Raw genomic sequence first — 392 nt, forward strand, 5'->3', positions numbered from 1 at the left:
GTTCCGGTCAGACTCATCAGGCTCGGATACGGGTTGTCCGTCTGCAGCAGCGACCTGGTCTGAGTGTCGTAGACGTCGACGGACCAGAAGTTCTTCGCCGGCGGATTCGGTGGCAGGGTAAGCCGATAGGTCTTGCCGCCGTCGAGGATCCGGCCCTGCGAGTCCTCAGCGGTGTAGGTGTACGCGGACCCGGCGCCCACCTGGGCGTGTGCCATCGCCGGGGTGATCACCGTGGCGAAGTAGTGGAACTGGGTGCGGGCGTCCAGCAGACGGGCGTGATGGTCGAGGAATTCGTAACTGCCCCCGACGAATGCCTCCTTCCAGGACGCTCCCTCGAAGACGAAGCTGTCGGGGTTGCGCGGCGAGTAGACCAACGCCCGGCTGATCCCGGC

1 protein-coding gene is annotated in these 392 nt (G+C 65.3%); it reads right to left on the reverse strand.

Annotated elements, in window-relative coordinates; all coding sequences use genetic code 11:
* Positions 1–392 (reverse strand): DUF1214 domain-containing protein (locus tag AC07RN_RS21465; protein ID WP_478337298.1); only part of this gene is annotated, 392 nt, incomplete at both ends.

It is taken from the genome of Lelliottia sp. GFLA7, from assembly GCF_056490165.1.